Origin of the sequence: Micromonospora palomenae (genome assembly GCF_007829925.1) — a bacterium.
In the GTDB taxonomy this organism is placed as follows: domain Bacteria; phylum Actinomycetota; class Actinomycetes; order Mycobacteriales; family Micromonosporaceae; genus Micromonospora; species Micromonospora purpureochromogenes.
Genome location: NZ_VIXA01000002.1, coordinates 330,815 through 354,057, shown reverse-complemented (window position 1 = coordinate 354,057; position 23,243 = coordinate 330,815). Strand labels below are relative to the sequence as shown.

22 protein-coding genes are annotated in these 23,243 nt (G+C 72.2%); 9 read left to right on the top strand and 13 right to left on the bottom strand.

The features are described 5' to 3' along the window. Positions 1-376 precede the first annotated feature (376 nt). The gene (thrS, locus tag FHX75_RS12555) at positions 377-1,618 is read left to right on the top strand and encodes a threonine--tRNA ligase (RefSeq protein WP_154939610.1); all 1,242 of its coding nucleotides are present in this window, start codon (positions 377-379) and stop codon (positions 1,616-1,618) included. A gap of 5 nt (positions 1,619-1,623) precedes the next feature. Here thrS and FHX75_RS12550 read toward each other — a convergent pair whose 3' ends face one another. From FHX75_RS12550 to FHX75_RS12540, 3 genes are all read right to left on the bottom strand, one after another. Further along, positions 1,624-3,567, bottom strand: coding sequence for an ABC transporter ATP-binding protein (locus tag FHX75_RS12550; protein WP_425463510.1), 1,944 nt, complete (start codon positions 3,565-3,567; stop codon positions 1,624-1,626). Between the two features lie 125 nt (positions 3,568-3,692). Continuing rightward, positions 3,693-5,426: an ABC transporter ATP-binding protein gene (locus tag FHX75_RS12545; protein WP_154939606.1), complete on the bottom strand. Its 1,734-nt coding sequence runs from the start codon at positions 5,424-5,426 to the stop codon at positions 3,693-3,695. Further along, complete coding sequence (locus tag FHX75_RS12540) at positions 5,420-5,941, bottom strand: MarR family winged helix-turn-helix transcriptional regulator (protein WP_154941945.1); 522 nt, start codon at positions 5,939-5,941, stop codon at positions 5,420-5,422. Before FHX75_RS12540 ends, FHX75_RS12545 begins: the two co-directional genes overlap by 7 nt. Positions 5,942-6,032: 91 nt before the next feature. Here FHX75_RS12540 and FHX75_RS12535 point away from each other — a divergent pair, with 91 nt between their 5' ends. Then, complete coding sequence (locus tag FHX75_RS12535; RefSeq protein ID WP_154939604.1) at positions 6,033-6,578, top strand: TetR/AcrR family transcriptional regulator; 546 nt, start codon at positions 6,033-6,035, stop codon at positions 6,576-6,578. A 114-nt stretch (positions 6,579-6,692) separates the two neighbouring features. On the opposite strand, the gene FHX75_RS12530 is transcribed toward FHX75_RS12535, so the two are convergent. Next, on the bottom strand, positions 6,693-8,132 hold the full coding sequence (locus tag FHX75_RS12530) for a GuaB1 family IMP dehydrogenase-related protein (RefSeq protein WP_154939603.1): 1,440 nt from the start codon (positions 8,130-8,132) through the stop codon (positions 6,693-6,695). A gap of 158 nt (positions 8,133-8,290) precedes the next feature. After that, positions 8,291-10,042 carry an acetyl/propionyl/methylcrotonyl-CoA carboxylase subunit alpha gene (locus FHX75_RS12525; protein WP_154939601.1) on the bottom strand — a complete coding sequence of 584 codons (1,752 nt, stop codon included), beginning with the start codon at positions 10,040-10,042 and terminating at the stop codon, positions 8,291-8,293. A 148-nt stretch (positions 10,043-10,190) separates the two neighbouring features. On the opposite strand from FHX75_RS12525, the gene FHX75_RS12520 reads away from it, so the two are divergent. The 4 genes from FHX75_RS12520 (at position 10,191) to FHX75_RS12505 (ending at position 14,022) form a co-directional block, all read left to right on the top strand. Continuing rightward, positions 10,191-10,802 carry a PadR family transcriptional regulator gene (locus tag FHX75_RS12520; RefSeq protein WP_154941944.1) on the top strand — a complete coding sequence of 204 codons (612 nt, stop codon included), beginning with the start codon at positions 10,191-10,193 and terminating at the stop codon, positions 10,800-10,802. 122 nt (positions 10,803-10,924) lie between these two features. Next, positions 10,925-11,884, top strand: coding sequence for an ATP-binding cassette domain-containing protein (locus FHX75_RS12515; protein WP_154939600.1), 960 nt, complete (start codon positions 10,925-10,927; stop codon positions 11,882-11,884). 25 nt (positions 11,885-11,909) lie between these two features. After that, positions 11,910-12,665 (top strand): ABC transporter permease, encoded by a 756-nt coding sequence (locus FHX75_RS12510; protein ID WP_154939599.1) that lies wholly within the window; start codon positions 11,910-11,912, stop codon positions 12,663-12,665. A gap of 58 nt (positions 12,666-12,723) precedes the next feature. Further along, positions 12,724-14,022, top strand: coding sequence for an MFS transporter (locus tag FHX75_RS12505; RefSeq protein WP_154939597.1), 1,299 nt, complete (start codon positions 12,724-12,726; stop codon positions 14,020-14,022). Positions 14,023-14,153: 131 nt separating this feature from the next. Here FHX75_RS12505 and FHX75_RS12500 read toward each other — a convergent pair whose 3' ends face one another. The 7 genes from FHX75_RS12500 to FHX75_RS12470 form a co-directional block, all read right to left on the bottom strand. Next, entirely contained in the window at positions 14,154-14,807 is a 654-nt protein-coding gene (locus FHX75_RS12500; protein WP_154939596.1) for an O-methyltransferase, read from the bottom strand. Positions 14,808-14,816: 9 nt separating this feature from the next. Beyond that, positions 14,817-15,473, bottom strand: coding sequence for a Maf family protein (locus tag FHX75_RS12495; RefSeq protein WP_154939594.1), 657 nt, complete (start codon positions 15,471-15,473; stop codon positions 14,817-14,819). Positions 15,474-15,526: 53 nt separating this feature from the next. Next, positions 15,527-15,778 (bottom strand): hypothetical protein, encoded by a 252-nt coding sequence (locus FHX75_RS12490; protein WP_246157984.1) that lies wholly within the window; start codon positions 15,776-15,778, stop codon positions 15,527-15,529. 23 nt (positions 15,779-15,801) lie between these two features. Then, positions 15,802-16,920, bottom strand: a complete 1,119-nt coding sequence (locus FHX75_RS12485; RefSeq protein WP_154941943.1) for a S8 family serine peptidase — start codon at positions 16,918-16,920, stop codon at positions 15,802-15,804. Between the two features lie 59 nt (positions 16,921-16,979). Then, complete coding sequence (locus FHX75_RS12480; protein ID WP_154939590.1) at positions 16,980-18,371, bottom strand: hypothetical protein; 1,392 nt, start codon at positions 18,369-18,371, stop codon at positions 16,980-16,982. Continuing rightward, entirely contained in the window at positions 18,368-18,820 is a 453-nt protein-coding gene (locus tag FHX75_RS12475; RefSeq protein WP_154939588.1) for a hypothetical protein, read from the bottom strand. Before FHX75_RS12475 ends, FHX75_RS12480 begins: the two co-directional genes overlap by 4 nt. Before the next feature lie 127 nt (positions 18,821-18,947). Then, positions 18,948-19,160: an acyl-CoA carboxylase subunit epsilon gene (locus FHX75_RS12470; protein ID WP_154939586.1), complete on the bottom strand. Its 213-nt coding sequence runs from the start codon at positions 19,158-19,160 to the stop codon at positions 18,948-18,950. 91 nt (positions 19,161-19,251) lie between these two features. Between FHX75_RS12470 and FHX75_RS12465 the strand changes: the two genes are divergently transcribed. Beyond that, entirely contained in the window at positions 19,252-21,171 is a 1,920-nt protein-coding gene (locus FHX75_RS12465) for a serine/threonine-protein kinase (RefSeq protein ID WP_154939584.1), read from the top strand. Positions 21,172-21,260: 89 nt separating this feature from the next. Next, a complete protein-coding gene (locus tag FHX75_RS12460) occupies positions 21,261-21,491 on the top strand; it encodes a hypothetical protein (protein WP_154939582.1) in 231 nt (76 codons plus the stop codon). A 77-nt stretch (positions 21,492-21,568) separates the two neighbouring features. Here FHX75_RS12460 and FHX75_RS12455 read toward each other — a convergent pair whose 3' ends face one another. After that, positions 21,569-22,321 carry a GH25 family lysozyme gene (locus FHX75_RS12455; protein ID WP_154939580.1) on the bottom strand — a complete coding sequence of 251 codons (753 nt, stop codon included), beginning with the start codon at positions 22,319-22,321 and terminating at the stop codon, positions 21,569-21,571. Positions 22,322-22,477: 156 nt separating this feature from the next. Between FHX75_RS12455 and FHX75_RS12450 the strand changes: the two genes are divergently transcribed. After that, a complete protein-coding gene (locus FHX75_RS12450; protein ID WP_154939578.1) occupies positions 22,478-23,221 on the top strand; it encodes a M50 family metallopeptidase in 744 nt (247 codons plus the stop codon). Positions 23,222-23,243: the final 22 nt, after the last annotated feature.

Here is a 23,243-nt window from a genome sequence, read left to right as displayed (position 1 = left end):
AACGGGTCGAATCCGGGCGGGATGCGGACGGCGGATCCCCGCTCCTCGGCGTACCGTTGTCGGCGCGCGGCCGCACGCGCGTCGGGCCCCCCGTTCCTGACGAGCCGGCCGCCGCGGGTCGCCGGCAGGTCCCGTGCCGGCGGCCCGCCCCTTTTCTCAGTTCACCCCGACGCCCGTCCGGGCGGCCGGCGGCGCGACCCGGAAATGCGCTGGCACCGCCGCGCGCCGGGACCGTACCGTCGGGGCATGCGCAGCGCGGTGGTGACCACGACGCCGGGAAACCCCGGCGCGCCGCACTGACGTTCGACGTCGACGAGGCCCCGGGGCGATCCGCCCCGGGGCTTCGCGGCGTCCGTGGCGAGGTCGCTCCCGGGTCATGACCCGTGAGGAGAGCGACATGATCGACCACCGCAGGCTCGGCCGGGAGCTGGACCTGTTCGTCTCCGACCCGCTGGCCGGCGCCGGGCTGCCGATCTGGCTGCCGGCCGGCGCCGCCGCCCGGCACGCGGTCGAGGAGTACGTCCGCGACCTGGAACGACGGGCCGGCTACCAGCACGTCTACTCGCCGCCGCTGGGCAAACGGGAGCTGTTCGCGCTCTCCGGGCACCTCGGCTACTTCGCCGACGACATGTTCCCGCCGCTGCGGCTCAGCGCCGACGACGAGTTCGTGCTGCGGCCGGCGCTCTGCCCGCACCACGCGCTGGTCTACCGGGCGCGCGGCCGCTCCTACCGGGAGCTGCCGCTGCGCATCGCCGAGCTGGGCGGGATGTACCGGGCGGAGCGGTCGGGCGTGCTGGGCGGCCTGTCCCGGGTCCGCGCCATCTCGCTCAACGACGCGCACAACTTCTGCGCCCTGGACCAGGTCGGCGAGGAGGTGCGGGAGATCCTGCGGCTGATCCGCGAGGCGCACGCCGCGCTCGGCGTCCGCCCGGCCGGATTCCGGCTGTCGCTGCGCGGGCCGGGGGAGAAGTACGTCGGCGACGACGCCCAGTGGGCGCGGGCCGAAGACCTGCTGCGCGCGGCGCTCGACGGGGTCGACTTCACCGAGGCCCCGGGCGAGGCCGCCTTCTACGGCCCGAAGATCGACATTCAGATCGTCGACGCCGCCGGCCGGGAGTCCACCCTCTCCACCGTCCAGCTCGACTTCGACAAGCCGGAGCGGTTCGACCTGTCGTACACCGACGCGTCCGGCGCCCGGCGGCGGCCGGTGATGGTGCACCGCAGCCTGGTCGGCAGCATGGAACGGCTCTTCGCCTACCTGATCGAGGTGCACCAGGGCGCCTTCCCGCCCTGGTACGCCCCGGTGCAGCTGGTGCTGCTGCCGGTCGACGCCGGGCAGGCGGGGGCGGCGGCCGAACTCGCCCGCCGGGCGGTCGCCGTCGGGCTGCGGGCCGAGGTCGACGCCGGCGGCTCGCTGGGCGCCCGGATCCGCGACGCCGCGCAGCGCCGGGTGCCGTACGTCGGGGTGGTGGGCGCCCGGGAGGCGGCCGACGGGTCGGTCTCGCTGCGCCTGCGCGACGGCCGGGGGTTGGACCCGATGCCCGTCGCGGACGCGCTGGGGCTGGTCGGGGCGGTGGTCGCCGCCCGCTCGTCCGACCTGCTGCCGGCCGCCGCCTGAGCCGGTCATGAGGAGAGCGCCCCCTGGACCGACGGGGTCCGGGGGGCCGATCCCTCGTCCTCGTCGTCCACCAGCGCGCCGACGAACTGCGACCGGTACAGCCGGTGGTACGCCCCCTTCGTGGCGAGCAACTGCTCGTGGGTGCCCTGCTCGACGATCCGGCCGTGCTCCATCATCAGGATCAGGTCGGCGTCGCGGATGGTGGAGAGCCGGTGCGCGATGACGAAGCTGGTCCGGTCCGAGCGCAGCGCCGCCATCGCCCGCTGGAGCAGCACCTCCGTGCGGGTGTCCACCGAGCTGGTGGCCTCGTCGAGGATCAGCAGCGACGGCTCGGCCAGGAACGCCCGGGCGATCGTGATGAGCTGCTTCTCGCCGGCGCTGACGTTGCTGCCCTCCTCGTCGATGACGGTGCCGTACCCGTCCGGGAGGCTGCGCACGAAGCGGTCCACGAAGGTGGCCCGGGCGGCGGCCAGGATCTCCTCCTCGGTCGCGTCCGGCCGGCCGTAGGCGATGTTGTCCCGAATGGTGCCGCCGAAGAGCCAGGTGTCCTGGAGCACCATGCCGATCCGGCTGCGCAGCTCGTCCCGGGGCATGCTGGTGATGTCCACCCCGTCGAGGGTGATCCAACCCGCGTCCAGCTCGTAGAAGCGCATGATCAGATTGACCAGGGTGGTCTTGCCGGCGCCGGTCGGGCCGACGATCGCCACGGTGTGACCCGGCTCGGCGACCAGCGACAGGTCTTCGATCAGCGGCTTTTCCGGGTCGTACCGGAAGGAGACGTGTGCGAACTCGACCCGGCCGGTGACCCGGGACGGGGCAACCCTGTCCTGGCTCTGCTCCTCGGCGTCGAGCACCGCGAAGACCCGCTCGGCGGAGGCCACCCCGGACTGGAGCAGGTTCGCCATCGAGGCGATCTGGGTGAGCGGCTGGGTGAACTGCCGCGAGTACTGGATGAACGCCTGCACGTCGCCGAGGCTCATCGTCCCGGAGGCCACCCGCAGCCCGCCGACCACGGCGATCGCGACGTAGCTGAGGTTCCCGACGAACATCATCGCCGGCATGATGATCCCGGAGATGAACTGAGCCCCGAAGCTGGCTCGGAACAGCTCCTCGTTCTTCGCGTGGAAGGCGGCTTCCACCTCGCGCTGCCGACCGAAGACCTTGACCAGCTCGTGACCGGTGTACGCCTCCTCGATCTGGCCGTTCAGCTCGCCGGTGTGCCGCCACTGGGCGATGAACTTCTGCTGTGACCGCTTGGCGATCCGCTGGGTCACGATCACCGACAGCGGCACCGCGACCAGCGCCACCAGCGCCAGCAGCGGCGAGATCCAGAACATCATGGCCAGCACGCCGACGACGGTCAGCAGCGAGGTGAGCAGCTGGCTGAGCGTCTGCGACAGGGTCTGCGAGATGTTGTCGATGTCGTTGGTGACCCGGCTGAGCAGCTCGCCCCGGGGCTGCCGGTCGAAGTAGGGCAGGGGCAGCCGGTGGAGCTTCTCCTCCACCTCGGCGCGCAGCCGCAGCACCGTCCGCTGCACCACCCCGTTGAGCAGCCACCCCTGCCACCAGATCAGCACACTGGCCGCCAGGTAGAGCGTCAGGGCCAGGACGAGCACCCGGCCGAGGGCGGTGAAGTCGATTCCGGCGCCCGGCACCACGTCCATCCGGGTGAGCATGTCGGCGAAGTTGTCGTTGCCGGCGGCCCGGGCCGCCGCCGCGGCCTGCTCCGTGGTGGTCCCGGCGGGCAGTTGCCGACCGATCACCCCGTTGAAGATCAGGTCGGTGGCGTGGCCGAGGAGCTTCGGCCCGATGACGCTGAGCCCGATGCTCGCCACGGCGAGCGTGATCACCGCGGCCAGCTGGAGCCGGTGCGGCCGCAGCCGGCCGAGCAGGCGCCGGGCCGACGGACCGAAGTTCATCGACTTCTCGGCCGGCATCGCGGCGCCCATCCACGGCGGACCGCCGCGCTGGCCGCCGGGGGGCAGCCGCTTCGGCGTCCGTGCCTCCGGGACCTTCTGCTCGGGTACGGGCGCCCGGCCGTCACCGGCCTGCGTGGTCGGCTTGTCGGGCTTGCTCACGCCGGCACCTCCGCCGTCTGCTGGGACGCGACGATCTCGGCGTACGTCGGGCAGCTCTCCAGCAGTTCCTCGTGTCGTCCCCTACCGACGACGCCGCCGTCCTCGAGCACGATGATCTGGTCGGCGTCGACGATCGTGGACACCCGCTGAGCCACGATCACCACGGCCGCGTCCGCGGTGACCGGCCGCAGCGCCGCCCGCAGCCGGGCGTCGGTGCCGAGGTCCAGCGCCGAGAACGAGTCGTCGAAGAGGTAGATCTCCGGCTGGCGGACCAGCGCCCGGGCGATCGCCAGCCGCTGCCGCTGACCGCCGGAGACGTTCGTGCCGCCCTGGGCGATCGGGGCGTCCAGCCCGCCCGGCATCTCGGCCACGAAGTCCCGCGCCTGGGCGATCTCCAGCGCCGCCCAGAGCTCCTCGTCGGTGGCGTCCGGGTTGCCGTACCGGAGGTTGCTGGCGACCGTTCCGGTGAACAGGTACGGCCGCTGCGGCACCAGCCCGATCCGGCGCCACACCTCGTTCGGTTCCAGCAGCCGCACGTCCACCCCGTCGACCAGCACCGCGCCGGCAGTCGGGTCGACCAGCCGGGGGATCAGGGTGAGCAGGGTGGTCTTGCCGGCACCGGTGGACCCGATGATGGCGGTGGTCCGGCCCGGCTCCGCCCGGAACGAGATGTTGTGCAGCACCGGAGCACTCGCCCCCGGGTACTGGAAGGCGACGCGGCGAAGCTCCAGCTCGGCGCGCCTGGTCATCGCGATCATCGGATCGTCCGGCGGCACCACCGACGACTCGGTGTCCAGCACCTCGACGATCCGCTCGGCGCACACCGCCGCGCGCGGCACCATCATCAGCATGAAGGTGGCCATCATGACGGCCATCAGGATCTGCATCAGGTACTGCAGGAACGCGGTCAGCGCGCCGATCTGCATCTGGTCGGTGTCGACCCGCTGCGCGCCGAACCAGAGCACCGCGACGCTGGAGACGTTGAGCACCAGCATGATCACCGGGAAGATCAGGGCCATCAGTCGGCCGACCCGCAGCGCCGTCGCGGTGAGGTCGGCGTTGGCGACGCCGAACCGGTCCGTCTCGTACGGCTCGCGGACGAACGCCCGGATCACCCGGATGCCGGTGATCTGCTCCCGCAGCACCCGGTTGACCGTGTCGATCCGGGTCTGCATCTCCCGGAATCCCGGCACCATCCGCCGGACGACCAGGCCCAGCGCGATCGCCAGCACCGGCACGCAGACCAGCATCAGCCAGGAGAGCGCGAGGTCCTCCCGCAGCGCCATCACCACCCCGCCGACGCACATGATGGGCGCGGCGACCAGCATGGTGCAGCTCATCAGCACGAGCATCTGCACCTGCTGCACGTCGTTGGTGTTGCGGGTGATCAGCGAGGGCGCGCCGAACCGGGCGACCTCGCGGGCGGAGAAGCGGTTGACCTGCGCGAAGACGGCGGCGCGGGCGTCCCGGCCGAAGGCCATCGCGGTCCGCGCGCCGAGGTAGACGGCGGCCACCGAGCAGGCGATCTGGACCAGGCTGACCAGCAGCATCCACCCGCCGATACGCATGATGTAGTCGGTGTCGCCCCGGGCCACGCCCCGGTCGATGATGTCGGCGTTGAGGCTCGGCAGGTCGAGCGAGGCCATCGTGCCGACGAACTGGAGCAGCACCACCCCGGCCAGCGGCCGGCGGTACGGGCGAAGGTGAGTGCGCAGTAGGCGGATCAGCACGGGCGGCCTCCCGGTCTCGCCTCGTCGGGTTCCTGGTCTGCCGGGTTCAACCGGGTGTCCTCCCCGTCGGACATGGTCACAATCAACTCGGTCAGGAACTCGCGGATCACCGCCTTCTTCGCCGGGTCGGCGTCGACGGAGGTCAGCGGGGTGTCGCTGTGGATCAGGTCGAAGAGGGCCTGAACGTGCTCGCGTCCCTTGTCGGTCAGGGCGAGCTGCACCGTCCGGCGGTCGGCGCCTGCCCGGTGCCGCTGGACGAAGCCGTCGCGCTCCAGGGTGTCGACGATCCCGGTGAGGGTGGCGGGCCGGACGAAGGAGCGTTCGGCGACGTCCCGGTGGGTGGTCTCGCCGGTGCGGGACAGGATGAACAGCACCCGCATCCCGGCGGTCGTGAGGCCGTGGTGCTCGGACAGGTAGCGACCCCAGTGCTGGTCGACCAGGTGGCCGGCGACCGAGACCAGCCGCCCCATCGGCGCGTTACGCAGCAGGTCCGGGAATCGGGCCAGGGGTTCCATCTGCACGGCGCTGACGTTAGTCCCCGGATCGTCAGGGGCCAAACTAATTTCCGACATTGCATCTTGTCGGTGGCAAGTTATGCTGCCCGGCATGACGACGCGCGGCTACCACCACGGCGACCTGCGGCGGGCCCTGCTCGACGCGGCGGTCCAGGCGATCGAGGAGTCCGGGCCGGCCGCGCTGAGCCTGCGTGACCTGGCCCGCCGCGCCGGCGTGTCGCACGCCGCCCCGGCCCACCACTTCGGCGACAAGGCCGGTCTGCTCACCGCGCTCGCCGTCGAGGGGTACGACCGCCTCGCCGACGAGCTGGGCGGGGCCGGTGACGACCTGCTGGAGGTCGGGGTGGCGTACGTCCGGTTCGCCGTCGACCACCGGGCCCACTTCGAGGTGATGTTCCAGCCGGACCTCTACCGGGGCGACGACGCCGAGGTGCGGGCCGCCCGGGACCGGGCCCATGCGGTGCTGCGCGGCGGACTGGCCGCCCTGCCCGCCGCCGCCCCCGACCGGGACGCCCTGGCCGCCTGGTCGATCGTGCACGGGTTCGCCACCCTCTGGCTGGCCGGCGCCCTGCCGCCCGAGGCCGGCCGGGACCCCGAGCAGACCGCCCGCGCGGTCATCCGCCGCCTCTTCGAGTGACCGCGACCGCCGCCCGGGATGATCCACCCCGGATGCGGCGAGTCGCGGTGTCCCGTCACCCGGACACCGCGACTCGCCGCGAAAGTGGTCAACCGCCCGCGCCGGGCGGGGTGGTCACCAGCTGGTGGGCAGCGGCATGCCCTCGGTGTAGCCGGCGGTGCTCTGCACACCGACCAGCGCGCGCTCGTGGAACTCGTCCAGGTTGCGGGCGCCCGCGTAGGTGAAGGCGCTGCGCACCCCGGCGATGATCTCGTCGATCAGGTCCTCGACGCCGGGCCGGGTCGGGTCCAGGTACATCCGGGCCGAGGAGATGCCCTCCTCGAAGACCGCCTTGCGGGCCCGGTCGAAGGCGCTGTCCTCGGCGGTACGCGCGCTGACCGCCCGTGCCGAGGCCATGCCGAAGCTCTCCTTGTAACGCCGGCCGTCCGGCTCGGTGTAGAGGTCGCCGGGGGACTCGTAGGTGCCGGCGAACCACGACCCGATCATCACGTTGGACGCCCCGGCGGCGAGCGCCAGCGCCACGTCCCGGGGATGCCGCACGCCGCCGTCGGCCCAGACGTGCCGGCCCAGCGCCCGGGCCGCCGCCGCGCAGTCGAGCACCGCGGAGAACTGCGGCCGGCCCACGCCGGTCATCATCCGGGTGGTGCACATGGCACCCGGACCGACGCCGACCTTGACGATGTCGGCCCCCGCCTCCACCAGGTCGCGTACGCCCTCGGCGGTGACCACGTTGCCCGCCGCCACCGGCACCGCCGGGTCGAGCTTGCGTACCGCCCGCAGCGCGGAGATCATCCGCTCCTGGTGGCCGTGCGCGGTGTCCACCACCAGGGTGTCCACCCCGGCGGCCAGCAGCGCCTCGGCCTTGCCGGTCACGTCGCCGTTGATGCCGACGGCGGCGGCGACGCGCAGCCGACCGCGGTCGTCCACGGCCGGCCGGTAGAGAGTGGCGCGCAGCGCGCCCTGCCGGGTCAGCACGCCGATCAGCCGGCCGTCGGCGTCCACCACCGGGGCCAGCCGCCGCCGCCCGGCCGACAGCCGGTCGAAGCCGGTACGCGGGTCCGCGTCCGCCGGCACGGTGTGCAGCTCGGTCGACATCACGTGCCGCAGCTGGGCGAAGCGGTCCACGCCGACGGTGTCCGCCTCGGTGACCACGCCGAGCGGGCGGCTCGCCTCGTCGACCACGATCACCGCGCCGTGCGACCGCTTCGGCAGCAGGTGGATGGCGTCGCCGACGGTGTCGGTGGGGCCGAGCGTGATCGGCGTGTCGTGCACCAGGTGCCGCTGCTTGACCCAGGCGACGACGTTGGCCACCACCTCGATCGGGATGTCCTGCGGGATGACCGCGATCGCGCCGCGCCGGGCGACGGTCTCCGCCATCCGGCGGCCGGAGACCGCCGTCATGTTGGAGACCACCAGCGGGATGGTCGTGCCCGTGCCGTCGCCGGTGGCCAGGTCGACGTCGAGTCGCGAGCCCACCTCGGAGCGGGCCGGCGCCATGAAGACGTCGTTGTAGGTCAGGTCGTGCGCGGGGACCGCGCCATGAAGGAACCGCACCCGGCCATCATTCCTGCTCGCGGCCCTGTCCGCCGCCGCTGGTGTCCCAAACCACCCCCGCCGGGCCGCCGCCCGTCGCCGGTGGGCGACGGTACGGCCGGTGGGCAGGGCGGCCGATGCCCTCCCCGGGATGCCCGGGAAGGGCCGTGCCGACCGGGTCAGGCGATGGTGCAGATCGCCGCGCCGGCGGTGATCACCGCGCCGACCTCGGCCGTCAGCCCGCTGACCGTACCGGCCTTGTGGGCGTGCAGCGGCTGCTCCATCTTCATCGCCTCCAGCACCACCACCAGGTCGCCCTCGGCGACGGTGTCCCCGTCCGCCACGGCGATCTTGACGATGGTGCCCTGCATCGGTGAGGCGAGCGCGTCGCCGCTGACCGCCGCGCCGGCTTTGGCGCCGCCGCCCCGACGGGCCGGCTTGCGGGCGGCGGGCGCGGCGCTGGTCGTACCCGCGCCGAGGCCGGCGGGGAGGCTGACCTCCAGCCGCTTGCCCGCCACCTCGACCACGACGGTCTCGCGACCGGCGGGCGCCTCGGCGGCGCCGGCGGCGGCGGTGAACGGCGGCACGGTGTTGTCGAACTCGGTCTCGATCCACCGGGTGTGCACGGTGAACGGCTCGGTGGTGAACGCCTCGTCCCGGACGACCAGCCGGTGGAACGGCAGCGCGGTGGCCATGCCCTCGACGACCATCTCGTCCAGCGCCCGGCGGGCCCGCTCGATCGCCTCGGCCCGGGTCTCGCCGGTGATGATGACCTTGGCGAGCAGCGAGTCGAAGTTGCCGCCGATCACGTCGCCGGCCGAGATGCCGGTGTCCACCCGCACGCCCGGCCCGGTGGGCAGGCGCAGGGCGGTGATGGTGCCCGGGGCGGGCAGGAAGTTGCGGCCCGGGTCCTCGCCGTTGATCCGGAACTCGATGGAGTGCCCGCGCGGGGTCGGGTCCTCGGAGAACCGCAGCTTCTCGCCGTCGGCGATCCGGAACTGCTCACGGACCAGATCGACGCCGGCGGTCTCCTCGGTGACCGGGTGCTCGACCTGCAGCCGGGTGTTGACCTCCAGGAAGGAGATCGTGCCGTCCGCGCCGACCAGGTATTCCACGGTGCCGGCGCCGTGGTAGCCGGCCTCCCGGCAGATCGCCTTGGCGCTCTCGTGGATCTGGGTGCGCTGCGCGGCGGTGAGGAACGGCGCCGGGGCCTCCTCGACCAGCTTCTGGTGCCGGCGCTGCAGCGAGCAGTCGCGGGTGCCGACCACGATCACGTTGCCGTGCTGGTCGGCGAGGACCTGCGCCTCGACGTGCCGGGGCTTGTCCAGGTACCGCTCGACGAAGCACTCGCCCCGGCCGAACGCGGCGACCGCCTCGCGGGTGGCCGACTCGAACAGGTGCGGGATCTCCTCCATGGTGCGGGCCACCTTGAGGCCGCGCCCGCCGCCGCCGAAGGCCGCCTTGATGGCGACCGGCAGGCCGTGGTCGACGGCGAAGGCCATCACCTCGTCGGCGTTGCCGACCGGGTCCGGGGTGCCGGGGACCAGGGGCGCGCCGGCCCGCTGGGCGATGTGCCGGGCGGTCACCTTGTCGCCGAGGTCGCGGATCGCCTGCGGGGTGGGGCCGATCCAGGTCAGCCCGGCGTCGATGACGGCCTGGGCGAAGTCGGCGTTCTCGGAGAGGAAGCCGTAGCCGGGGTGCACGGCGTCGGCGCCGGACCGGCCCGCGATGTCGATCAGCTTGTCGATCCGCAGGTACGTCTCGGTCGCGGTGTCGCCGCCGAGGGCGTACGCCTCGTCCGCCAGCGTGGCGTGCAGGGCGTCCCGGTCGGAGTCCGCGTAGACGGCTACGCTGCCCAGGCCGGCGTCGCGGCAGGCGCGGATGACGCGGACGGCGATCTCGCCGCGGTTGGCGATGAGTACCTTGCGCACCTTGAGGGCTCCTCCCGGGAGGTCGTTGACCGGGAGTGTATCGGTCACTCTGATGGCCCTAACGATCGCTCAGTGTGGGATGGCGCACTGTTCCGGCCGCGCCCTAGTCAAACTTGTTTATTACGCTTGTCCGGTGTCTGCGACTCGGATGATGATTCTCGGCCTGGTCCGGTGGATGCAACCGGTACACGGCTACGACGTGCGCCGCGAGCTGCTCAGCTGGAACGCCGACCGGTGGGCCAACGTGCAACCCGGATCGATCTACCACGCCCTGCGCAAGCTGACCGAGGAGGGACTGCTGCGCGAGGTGGCGACCGAGCAGGTCGGCGCCCGCCCGGCCCGCACCACCTACGAGGTGACGCCGAAGGGGGAGGACGAGTTCGAGACGCTGCTGCGCGGCCTGTGGTGGCAGTTGCACGAGACGCCGGACCCGTTCGTCGCGGCCTTCTCCTTCCTGCCGGCGATGCCCCGCGAGGAGGCCGCCGCAGCGCTGCGAAATCGGGCGAACCTGCTGCGCGCCGGTGTCGAGTCGATGCGTGCCTCGTTGGACTCCGGCTGGATGCGCAACACCAAGCCGGTGCACGTGGCCTGGATGTTCGAGCTCTGGGCGGCCCGCGCCGAGGCGGAGGTGGCCTGGTGCGACCGGATCGCCGAGCGGATCGAGTCCGGGGTGTCGTACCTGCCTGCTGGACTCGCCGGGGCGGAGGGCTGGCCGGGCTGGGCGGACGGCGGGCCGCCCCGCGACATGAACACGGAATAATCAACGTTGACCACAAGAGCTATATCGCGTTAGCCTCTTCGCGCACCACGGGGGAGGGCGCCGTCCGGCGGCCCCGGGGGACAGGCGGCCGGCGCGTCCGGCCCGGACGACCAGGAGCAGACATGATCGAGACCAGGGGGCTGCGGAAGTCCTTCCGCTCCCGCGCCGGTCGGGAGACGAAGACGGTCGACGCCGTGCGGGGGGTGAACCTCAAGGTCGCCGAGGGTGAGATCTTCGGCTTCCTCGGCCCCAACGGCGCCGGCAAGACCACCACCCTGCGGATGCTCGCCACGCTCATCGAGCCCGACGGTGGCGAGGCCACCATCGCCGGCGCCGATCTGCGCAAGGACCCGGCCGAGGTGCGCCGCCGGATCGGCTACGTGGCCCAGGGCGGCAGCACCTGGGACGAGTCCACCGCCCGCGAGGAGCTGGTGCTGCACGCCCGCATGTACGGCATCGCCAAGGCCGAGGCGCACCGCCGCGCCGCCCGCGCCCTCGACGCCTTCCAGCTCACCGAGTACGCCGACCGCAAGTGCAAGACGTACTCCGGCGGCCAGCGGCGCCGGGTGGAGATCGCCCTCGGCATCATCCACGAGCCGAAGATCGTCTTCCTGGACGAGCCGACCACCGGCCTCGACCCGCAGAGCCGCGCGCACATGTGGGACGAGATCCGCCGGCTCCGTACCGAGGGCATGACCGTCTTCATCACCACGCACTACCTCGACGAGGCGGACGCGCTCTGCGACCGGATCGCGATCATGGATCACGGCGAGGTGGTCGCCGAGGGGACCCCGGCCGAGCTGAAGCGGGAGATCTCCGGCGACGTGGTGCTGGTCGGCCTCGACGTGGCCAGCACGCCGCAGGCCGCGCAGCTGCTCGACGGCGAGGAGTTCGTCAACAAGCTGGAGACCGCCGACGAGGGCGGCCTGCGCCTCTACGTCGACGAGGGCGCCACCGCCATCCCGCAGATCCTCCGCCGGCTCGACGCCGCCGGGCTCACGCTCTCGTCGATCGAGCTGCACCGCCCCAGCCTCGACGACGTCTTCCTCACCAAGACCGGCCGCTCGCTGCGCGAGTCCTGAGCATCCATCACAGGAGAACCCCGTCATGAAACTCGCCCGTGACACCTGGCTCATCTTCCAGCGCCAGATCCAGCTGCTGCTGCGCAACCCGGTCTGGGTCTTCGTCGGCGTCTTCCAGCCGGTGATGTACCTGCTGCTCTTCGCCCCGCTGCTCAAGCCGGCCCTGAACGCCCCCACCCAGGCCGCCGCCTACAAGATCTTCGTACCCGGCCTGCTGGTGCTGCTGGCCATCTTCGGCGGCCTGTTCCAGGGCTTCGGCCTGATCGCCGAGCTGCGCGCCGGGGTCATCGAACGCTCCCGGGTCACCCCGGTCAGCCGGCTGGCCCTGCTGCTCGGCCGCTCCCTGCGGGACGTGGTCTCGCTGCTGGTGCAGGCGGTCATCATCACCCTGCTCGCGCTCCTGTTCGACCTGCGCGTCTTCATCGGCGACCTGCTGCTCGCGTACCTGATGCTCGCCCTGATCGCGCTGATGACCTCGGCCGTCTCCTACGGTGTCGCGCTCAAGGTCAAGAGCGAGGACGCGCTCGCCCCGCTGATGAACACCGTCGCCCAGCCGGTGCTGCTGCTCTCCGGCATCCTGCTGCCGCTGACCTTCGCCCCCGGCTGGCTCCAGGGCATCGCCGACTGGAACCCGTTCTCCTGGGCGGTCGACGGTACCCGGGCGCTCTTCGCCGGGGACCTGGGCGACGACAAGGTCTGGCAGGGGCTGACCATCACCGCGGTCCTCGCCGTCGCCGGCGTCTTCTGGGCCGCTCGGCAGTTCGCCCGCAGCGTCCGCTGACGAGAGCTGCCTCTCACCAGGGACGGGGCACCGGCCAGGCGCTTGTAGCGTAAGGCCGGTGCCCCGCCTCACCCATGACAGGACCACCTGGCTGACCTACGCCCAGCTGGGGCTGTGGGGCTTCTTCCTCTACGGGTTCGGCCCCGTCGTACCGCTGCTCCGCGACGAGCAGGGCACCAGCGCCGCCGTCGCCGGCCTGCACAGCACGGCCATCGCCGTCGGCGCGCTGCTCGGCGGGGCGCTCTTCGCCCCGCTGGCCCGCCGGATCGGCCGGGCCGGGGCGATCTGGTCCGGGCTGGCCGGGGTCGCCGCCGGCGTCACCGCGTTCGGCCTGCTCCGCCCGCTGCCCGCCACCCTCGCCGCGGTCGCCGCCGTGGCCACCGCCGGCATGATCGTGGTCAGCGGCGTCGCCGTCGTCCTCACCGCCCGGCACGGCCCCGCCGCGCCCGCCGCGCTCACCGAGGCCAACGCCGTCTGCGCCGGCATGGGCATCCTCGCCCCGCTGGCCATCGGCGCCAGCGTCGACGCCGGCTTCGGCTGGCGACCGGTGATGGCCGTCGAGGTCGGGCTGATCGCGCTGGTCGCGCTCGCCGCCCGCCTCTCCCGGGTACGCCCGCCGCAGGCCGCCCCCGCTGCCGCGGCTGCCGCCGACCCCGTCGGGGCGACCGCCTCGGCGGCGGCGCCCGCCGAGGCGACCGCGGCCGACGACGTCCCCGTACCCCTCAGCGCCCGTGCCGGCGCGGTCGAGCGCGTGGCCGGACGGCTGCCCCGGACGTACTGGATCGCCTGGGTGCTGATGTCGGTCACCGGCTCGATCGAGGTCTGCCTGTCGCTCTGGACCGCCGACGTGCTCCGCTCGCACGCCGGGATGACCGCCGCCTCCGCGTCGGCCGCCGTCGCCGCGATCGTCTGCGGCATGTTCCTCGGCCGGCTGGCCGGCGGCCGGATCGCCCTGCGCTGGCCGCCCGCCCCGCTGCTGCTCGGCGCGCTGACCGTGTCGCTGGCCGGGTTCGTCCTGTTCTGGCTCGCGCCCGTCGGCTGGCTCGCCGTCACCGGCCTGGTGGTGCTGGGGCTCGGCAACGCGCTGCACTACCCCCTCGCGATCTCGATCGCGCTGGCCGTCGCCGGGCCGGCCGCCGACAAGGCGGCCGGCTGGTCCGCGTACTCGATGGGGGTGGGCTTCGGGATCGCGCCGGTGGCGCTCGGCGCGGTGGCCGACGGGGTCGGACCGCACCTGGCTTTCCTGCTGCTGCCCGGCTTCATCGCCGCCGCTCTGCTGCTGACCGTGCGACTCGGCCGCGCCCTGCGCGCCGCGCCGACGGGCGACGACCGCACCCCGGCCCTCGTCGGCGCCTGACCCTCCGCCACCCCCGCCCCGCCTGCGCGCCCGCCCGCCCGCGGCGCCGCGCGGCGCGGTTGGGTGCGGCGCGGTTTGCGGCGGGTCGGGGTGTCGAGTCGCCCGGACACCCCGACACGCCGCAAGGTGCGTCAGTGGACCCGGGCGAGGGTCACGCCGTCGGCGATGGGGAGCATGACCGCCTCGACGCGCACGTCGGCCAGCACCTCGTCGTTGAACGCGGCGATCGCCCGGTCGTCGGCGTTCTGCGGGGCGAGCACCCGGCCCCCGCGCAGCGTGTTGTCCACCGCGATGACCGCACCCGGACGCATCCGCGGCACCAGCTCGTCCCAGTAGACCGGGTAACCCGTCTTGTCCGCGTCGATGAAGGCGAAGTCCAGGTGCCGCTCCAGGGGCAGCTCACGCAGCGTCTCCCCGGCCGGGCCGATGCGCAGCTCGATCCGGTCGGCGACGCCCGCGCGCTCCCAGTACCGCCGGGCGATGCCGGTGTACTCCTCGGAAATGTCGAAGCAGGTCAGCCGACCGCCCTCGGGCAGCCCCCGGGCGATCGCCAGCGAGGAGAGCCCGGTGAAGGTGCCCACCTCCACCGCCCGCCGCACGCCGAGCAGCCGGGTGAGGAAGGTCAGGAACGCGGCCTGCTCCGGCGCCACCTGCATCATCGCCTCATCGGGGAGGGCGGCCAGCGTCTCCTCGGCCAGGTCGCGGATGATCTCGTCCGGCGGCGAGCCGTGGGCGACGAGGTAGGCGTGCAGTTCCGGAGTCAGCGGCAACGGCTTGGTGGTCATGAACGGACGCTAGCCGAGATGTTCGACCTCCTGGCCCCCCGGCGCGACCTTCGTCCACAGGTCCGTGATGCTCAGCTCCAACTCGCCGAGGAGTCGGCGCAGCAGCGGCAGGGACAGCCCCACCACCGTGCCCGGATCACCCTCGATGCCGGTGAGGAACGCCCCGCCCAACCCGTCGATGGTGAACGCCCCGGCCACCGCCAGCGGCTCGCCCGTGGCCACGTACGCGGCGATCTCCTCGTCGCTGATGTCCGCGAAGTGCACGACCGTCGACGCGACCGCCTCCGCTCGCGTCTCGTGCGTCACGTCGATCAGGCAGTGCCCGGTGTGCAGCACCCCGCTCCGCCCGCGCATCCGTCGCCAGCGGTCCGTGGCGTCGGCGGCGTCCGCCGGCTTGCCCAGGATCTCCCCGTCGAAGGCCAGCACCGAGTCGCAGCCGAGCACCAGCGTCCGTTCGTCCGGGGTGGCGCGCAGCCGGTCGAGCACCGCGAGCGCCTTGAGACGGGCAAGCTCCAGGCAGAGATCCTCCGCCCGATCGGCGACCACCTGGGACTCGTCGACGCCGCTCACCAACACGTCGGGTTCGATCCCGGCGGCCTGGAGAAGCTTGCGACGGGCGGGACTCTGGCTGGCGAGCACGAGGCGCAGTGGCAGGGAGTTCGGCACGATTCCGACGCTACCGGCTGGGCGGAGGAGACGGGCGGGCGACCGGCCGGGCATCAGGACCCGGAGACGACCTGCCCTGCCCAGACCCGGCCCGGTCGGACCAGCGCCGCGTCCTCGCGGGAGACGACGAGGAGATGCTGGCCGGTGCGTTGTGTCGTTGGGGTGGGAAAGTCGACGCCGATGACTCGGATCGGCGCGCCGGTCAACTCGTCCACGAAGCTGAGCCCGCTGACCGGTGTGCCGTCGAGCATGGTCCCGCAGGCGACGAGCCCGCGCCGGGCGGTCAGGTCGAACACCTCATCCACTCGGAAGCGGTGGACGCCGGTCGTCAACGGCTGATCCGTGGCGGCGGGTCGTCAGCGTCGCGGCGTCGCCGCCAGAGCAGGTAGCCGCCTGCCGCCGCCACGATCACGCCCAGCGTGGCCAGGCCTCGGGCGGTCGAGTTGTCATCGCTCCCGTCGCCGGCAGGCTCGGCCGCCACCGTCGTGGCGGGTGTGGTGTTCGAGGGTGGGGTCGCCGTCGCCCAGTCGGGCGGGAGCGGGGGTACGTCGGCGGTCAGAGCTGCCACCAGGTCGATGACGCCGTAGCCGTACTCGTCGTCGCGGCCGGGCGGGCCTTTGTCGACAGCGGTGGCGGTGAGTCGGTGTACGACCTCAGAAGCGGGCAGGTCCGGGTACTTAGCTCTTATTAAGGCCACCGCCCCTGCAACAATAGCTGTTGCGTCAGACGTACCTGTGCTTTCTCGATACCGGCCGTTCATGCTCGTGCAATAGATGCCAACCGCAGGTGCTACTACATCTACCTCCGGACCCGTTACCGAGACTTCGGCATGCCTTCCTCTGCTGTCGACGCCACCGACTGCTATGACGCCATCCGCCGATGCTGGGTAGCTAACTCGGTCCTCGCGGGGCGCGTTGCCTGCCCCTGCTACGACCACGACGTCCGAATTTAGAGCGGTCTCGATGGCTTGTTGCATCGCGACGGTGGGAGATCCTGTCGTCGAGACGCTGAGCACGTCGGCGCCGTTACGTACTGCGTATTCGATGCTCTTGGCTAGATCGTCCGGCTGGCCCAGGCCATTGGGAGGGGTGTCGTAGATGGGCAAAATCTTTGCCTTAGGGGCAATTCCCAGGGCCCCGATATCGCCGCGTCCGTGAGCGGCGATGAGACCCGCCATGCAAGTGCCATGGCTATTTTCATCTCGTCGCCCGTCACCGCCTCCACCCGGGATCATGTCCGCGCCGGCCAAGAGGTTATTTACCAAGTCAGGATGAGGATCCACTCCCGTGTCAGGAACGGCAACTACAACACCCTCACCCTGACTGACCCTCTGGGCCTCTGCGGCTCTCAGGTAGCGCAAGTGCCATTGATCGCCACGGACACGGGTAGAGCCATCGGGTGTCGGTGCGGCCTGCGAGGGGAGTGCTGGGAGTGTCGACAGGACCATGGCCAGTAGAGCCGTCGATGCGGCTGCGAGGGCGTAGGTCAGTCGCCCCTCGGGGCTAGTCACCGATGGAAGCCGATAGCCGGCCCGGGATCGATCGGACCGTCATCATCGGGCGGGCGCACTACCGGGGAGACTCCCTCGTCGGTCTCCCAAGGGTGGTCGGGGTCCCAGCGTCGGGCCTCGTCATTGCTCTGCTGCCGGCCGCTCCGCCCAGACGTTGGATGCACTCCCGAAGCATTGAGATTGCCCGGCGAGCCGCCAATGGGCGGAATGCCATGCGAGCCGACCAGGTTTGAGGCACGGCCGTTGCCGGGACGAGAGCCTGCTGCGCCAGTCGGTGAAGTACCGGCACCGCCCCCGCCAATTACGCCGCCGAGCGGGTTTACCCGCCGTGGTGGCGGGTTGCCGCCTGGCTGCCCCAGGCCCATGCCAGGCACCCCGCCTATTAGGCCGCCAGGAGCCATCGGGCGTGGAGGACCGATGTGCGGCTGTCCGTTTACCCCACTGTTAGGTCCGAGCCCACCCCGGATGGAGGCATTCGGCAGGCGTCCAGATTTCGCCGCTGGCGGCAAGGCCGGAGGCATTCCAATGTTGACTCCCGAGGGAGATGCCGACGTTGTAGGGGAAGCCACGCTTGGGAGGGCTGTTCCGGCGGGGGGAGGCGCAACGCCAGTGCTTGCTCCTCCCAACACTGGTCCTGCACCGAGAACAGGTCCGACTGAAGGGGCGATGGGTGCCGTAACTCGCTCGGCGGGGGCTGCCCGACGAACCACCTGTTGAGAGCTTGCAACGGGTACGGGAACGATCGGCGGGATGACCGGGGCTGCGCCGACGGAGCCGTAGGGATCCCGTCCAGCCTCCTCGATCCTCGGGTGAGGCCGGACGGCCGGGGGCTTTTGGAGCATCACTTGCGCCTGCTGGAGTTCGCCGCTCAGCCCGTACATGATCCCCCGGGCCTTCGTGTTCAGCTGCTCCAACTCCACGTCCGTCACCGGCGGATCGACCACCCGGCTGCCGGCCGCCGCCTTCGGATCCGCCAGCGTCGCCTCGTACGACCGCTTCTGCTGGAGCTTCGTCGAGTACTGCTCGTAGAGGCTCTTCAACTCGGGCCGGGCGCTGTCGATGGCGCGGGTGGCGGCGGCGAGCGCGTCGTGGTTGGCGGCGGCGGTGTCGTGGGTGTGCTGGACGCGGTCGATGAGCTGGTCCAGCTCGCCCAGGTACGCCCGCGCGGCCGCGTTGGTCTCCGGGGGCCACGCCTCGGCCAGGCCGCGCCGGTACTCGTGCAGCCGCCGCAGGTGGTTCATCGCGAGGTCGCAGACCTTGCGCCAGCCGGCGACCTGCTTCCAGTGCCCCTGGGTCTCGTGGTCCTGGACGCAGGCCCACATGCTGAGCACGTCCATCAGTTGCCAGTCGGTGAGGCCGGACGTCCGGCCGCTGCCCCTGTCGATCACGGCAGCACCACCGGCCCGCCGTTCGGGCCGGTGGGGTCGGGCAGCCGGGCCCGGCCACCGGACATCGTGGAGTACGGGTTGGCGAGCGCCGCTTCCACGTCGGCGACCCGGGCCGAGGCGAAGGCGTCGGCTCCCCGGTAGTCGGAGGCGATCCGGCCGGCCGCCGAGGCCAGGTGGCCGGTGGCTCCGCCCAGGTCGTGCACCATGTTCGCGGTGGCCTGCTGGGTTTCCCAATGGGCGTGCAGGAACTGCACCAGCTCGACGAAGGCGTCGCACGGGTTGGGTACGGGTGCTCTCATGTCGTCGGCGATGTACGACAGGTGTGGCGCGTAGTTGCGTTCGACCTCGGCCTGGAGCCGATCGGCGAACTCGCTCATCTGGCGGATGTCGGCCTCGATGCCGCCGTAGTCGCGCAGCCAGGAAGCTGGCCGGTCCTCCTCAGGGATCATCGATCCTCCCTACCCGTCACGGCCCCGTTTCCCTGAGTGAGGTTAATGGGTGCGGAGCGATCTCGGCAGTCCTGAGGACATCACGGTGGTCGCGCCCCAGCTCAGTCCGGTCGGATTGGCGGAAGGGTCAGCGGGGGAGGCCGGAGGCGCGCCACGCGCCGGGTCCGGCGGAGGGCGCCGCGACGGTCGGTCGGGCGCTGCGCGCCCAGGCGGACGTGGCCACCGGCGCGGGCGCGGCGGCCGGTCGGGACCGGACGACGATCGCACCCACCAGCGCGGCCAACTCGTCGGCGGTGGGGACGCCCCGGACGACTCGGAACAGCGGCTCTTCGGCAGACATGGTGTCAGCGTACGCGTCGCGAACTTGACCTTCACCGCACAGTGGCGTGCCGGCGGTGTGAGCATCGGTGGGGCCGGGTACCGTCTCTGCGATGTCTGACGCGCTTCCCCAACTTGTCGCTGACCGGTACCGGCTCATCTCGCCGCTCGGTCAGGGCGGCATGGGCCGGGTCTGGAAGGCGCGTGACGAGGTGCTGCACCGGGACGTGGCCATCAAGGAGCTCGTCCCGCCACCCAGTCTCACCAACGACGAGCGCCGCGAGATGCGGGAACGCTCCCTGCGTGAGGCTCGGGCGATCGCCCGGCTGAACCACGTGAACGTGGTCCGCATCTTCGACGTGCTGCGCACCGACGGCGATCCGTGGATCGTCATGGAGTACGTCGCGTCGAAGTCGTTGCAGGACACTCTCGCCGAGGACGGCCCGGTGTCGCCGGCACGCGCGGTGGAGATCGGGCTCGGTGTGCTCGGCGCGCTGAAGGCGGCGCACAAGGCCGGCGTGATGCACCGCGACATCAAGCCGGGCAACGTCCTGCTCGGCAACGACGGCCGGGTGGTGCTGACCGATTTCGGTCTGGCCACCATCCCGGGCGACCCGAACGTGACCCGCACCGGCATGGTGCTCGGCTCGCCCGCGTACATCGCGCCGGAGCGGGCCAAGGACGGCACGGCCGGTCCGGAGGCGGACCTGTGGTCGCTGGGCGCGACGCTCTACGCCGCCGTGGAGGGCAAGTCGCCGTACGCCCGGCCGTCGGCGATCGCCACCCTGGCGGCGCTGGCCACCGAGCCGCTGCCGCCGCCGAAGAACGCCGGGCCGCTCAAGCCGGTGCTCCAGGGCCTGCTCCGCAAGGACCCGACCGAGCGGATCACCGCCGAGGTGGCCGAGCGCCTGCTGCGCCGGGCCGGCGGCAAGCGCGCCAAGGGAATCTCGCTGCTGGACGGCGTACGCCGGCCGGGGCCGAACGGTCCGCGCGAGCCGCGCAAGCCGCTGGTGCCGGCCCCGCGTCCGGCCGAGCAGAGCGCCGAGTCGGCCCCGAAGCCACCCGCGCCGCGCGCCGAGCAGGCCCCGGCGGCTGCCGCCGCGGCGGCCGGCGTCGCCGCCACCACCACCGAGGACGAGACGAGCAAGGTGCCGGCGAGCGTCGACGCCGGGCCGACGGCCAAGGTCGACCCGCCGCGGCCGGCCGCCGACGCCGAGCCGACGGCGAAGGTGGACCGGCCGAACAAGCCGAGCACCCCCACGTCGGTCATGCCGGCTCCGGTGAGCCCGGCGCCCGCGCCCGCCGAGCGGGTTCCCGGTGCCGTGTACGACGGGACGAAGCGGGGCCGGCAGAAGCGGAACCTGCTGATCGGCGCGCTGGTGCTGGCGCTGCTGGTGGGTCTCGCGGTGCTCGTGCCGCTGCTCGGCCGGGGCGAGGACGACCCGGAGCAGGGCGGGCAGCAGGCCGGCCCGACCGGCGCCGCCGCGACCTCGGCCGCCGCCCCGACGACCGCGCCCGCCGCGCCCGCGCCGACCAGCGCCGCCCCGCCCAGTCCGACGCCCTCGGCCACCCCGTCGACGGACCCGAACGCGCTGCCGGCGGGCTGGAGCCTGCACAGGGGGCCGACCTTCTCGATTCCCCTCCCGCCGGGCTGGAGCGTCAGCCGCACCGGCTCGGACACGGTCGTGTTCTTTCAGCGTGGTGGGGTGGGCGAGATGCTCGTGCAGTGGACGAGCAACCCGAAGCCCGACGCGGTCGCGGACTGGGAGGCGATCGAGCCGGACCGCCGCAAGTTCGTCAGCAACTACCAGCTGCTCGGCATCAAGCGCTGCGACTGGCACCGGACCTGCGCGGACTGGGAGTGGCTGGAGAGCCGGGACAACACCCGCATCCACGTGCGCAACCGGGGCTTCGTCACGGCGAGCAACCGGGGCTACGCCATCCGGTGGGAGGTCGCCCAGAAGGACTGGACGGCGCAGCTCGCCACGTTCGACCAGATCGTCAAGGGGTTCGAGCCCGACCGGCAGGGCTGACGCACGGGAATCGCGTCCGTGTGAAATGGGTTCGCATGACCTTCCGTCGTCCGGGGTATCTCTCCCGCGACGACGGAAGGAGGCACGACATGGGTTACCGACGCAAGGACGCCCGCCCCCGGCTGGCACTGTGGATGCTCGTTGCCCTCGGCGACATCGTTCTGCTGCTCGTCAGTGCCGGTATGCCGGCGCTGGTGGCGCTGCTCGCCGTCGTGACGGTCACCGCCGCCGGAGTCGCCGCCTGGCGCCTGTCCCGGCGGTCCGCACTGGCCGGCGAGGAGGCCGTGCCCGTGTCGATGGCCACGCGACGGAGGGCCTGAACGCGAACGGACGACGGCGGCAGCCGGACCGGGTTGATCACCGGTCCCGCTGCCGCCGACGCGTGCGGCGCTGCGGATCAGGTGTTGTTGGCCAGCGCGATCAGCCGGGTCCGGTCGCCGTTCCAGTAGTTGCGGTCGACGTTGCCGCTGATCCCGGAGACGGAGCCGGTGCTGGTGTACTGCCAGAAGCTCCAGAACGGGGCGCCGGCCGGCAGGGTGCCGACGGTGCTCGACCAGCGGGCGATCCAGAGCGGGTGGTTCGCCCACGGCGCGGACCAGCTGCCGGTGCACTGGTTCCACCAGCTCGTCGTGGTGTAGATGACCGCGTACCGGCCGGTGCGGGACCGGTACGTGTTGAGGAAGTCCTGGACCCAGTTCCGCATGCCGGTCGTGCTCAGGCCGTAGCAGTAGCCGCCGCTGTACGGGTTGGCCTCGAGGTCCAGCGCCGCCGGTAGGGTCCGGCTGTCCGCCGACCAGGCACCGCCGTTGGAGGCCAGGTAGTTGGCCTGGGTCGAGCCGGCGGAGATGTTCGGCCGGGCGAAGTGGTACGCCCCACGGATCACGCCAGCGTAGTAGGCGTTGGTGTAGTTGGCGTTGAATTTCGGGTCCTTGTAGCTCGTACCCTCGGTGGCCTTGATGAAGGCGAACTGGATGCCGGAGTTGCGGACGCTGGTCCAGTTGATGGTGCCCTGGTAGTGGGAGACGTCGATGCCGGGGGTGGTGGCCGCGGCCGCCGGTGCGGCGGTGACGACGAGGGCCGCCGCCGCGGTGGCGACGACGGTGAGGCCGGCGGCGAGGAGCCGGCGCAGCGAAAACGTGGGACGGGTCATGGATGCCTCCGGGGTCGCCGATTGATTGACGCCAATCCTTGGAGCTAGTTGCCCTAGATCGCAAGAGGGGTTAAGGAAATTTTCATCGACGTCCGTATGTGGCTTGCCGCCTGATCGGTATCGGTCAGCCGCGGCGTGCCGGTAGGCTCCCCGCCCATGGTGTCGATCGACGGGCTGGGCGACCTCTGGGACAAGCTTCTCGGCGCGCAGCCCGACCCACCCCCGCTGCTCGTCCTGGTCACCGCCGTCGTCGCGCTGGTGGTGGTCGCCACCCGACTGCCGTGGCGGGTCGCCCGCAACGCGGTGACCATCGCGCACGAGGGTGGCCACGCCCTCGCCGCCCTGCTCACCGGACGCCGGCTGCACGGCATCCGGCTGCATTCGGACACCTCCGGCCTGACCCTCTCCGCCGGCCGCCCCAGCGGCCCCGGCATGATCCTCACCCTGCTGGCCGGGTACGTCGCCCCGTCGCTGGTCGGCCTCGCCGGGGCCTGGCTGCTCGGCGGCAACCGGATCACCCTGCTGCTCTGGCTCGCGGTGGCGCTGCTGCTGGCCATGCTGGTGCTCATCCGCAACGTCTTCGGCGTGCTGTCGCTGCTGGTCACCGGCGGCGTGGTGCTCGCCGTTTCCTGGTACGCCTCGCCGCAGGTGCAGGCCGCCTTCGCCTGGACCGGCGTCTGGTTCCTGCTCCTCGGCGGGGTACGGCCGGTGGTGGAGCTGCAACGGTTGCGCAGCCGGGGACGGATGCCGCAGTCCGACGCGGACCAGTTGGCCCGGCTGACCCCGTTCCCGGCGCTGTTCTGGGTGACCGTGTTCGCCCTGGTGAACCTGCTCGCCCTGGCCGTCGGCGCGGCGCTGCTCGCCGGCCCGATCCTCACCGACGCCGGCCTGACCCTCTGACCGATCGGGGGAGCAGAATGGC